A 232-nucleotide genomic window follows, 5' to 3' on the forward strand; every position below is an offset into this window, starting at 1 on the left:
GAAGATAATATATTAGTTATAGATGATTTTTTAGCAAATGGAGAAGCGGCACTTGGAGCTGCACGTTTGATAGAGGAAGCTGGAGCAAAAGTTGCTGGAATAGGAATAGTAATAGAAAAGTCATTCCAAAAAGGTGCTCAAATGCTTAAGGATAAAGGATATGATGTATACTCTTTGGCAAGAATATCCAAACTATCAAAAGGCATAATAGAATTTGTTAAATAAAGTATAG

General features: G+C 33.2%; 1 pseudogene. It reads left to right on the top strand.

The window, feature by feature from the left end:
- Positions 1–225, top strand: a pseudogene (locus B4920_RS28130) (xanthine phosphoribosyltransferase); the annotation flags it as partial.
- Positions 226–232: the final 7 nt, after the last annotated feature.

The sequence above is a fragment of the Zoogloea sp. LCSB751 genome, assembly GCF_002028455.1.
Lineage (GTDB): Bacteria > Pseudomonadota > Gammaproteobacteria > Burkholderiales > Rhodocyclaceae > Zoogloea.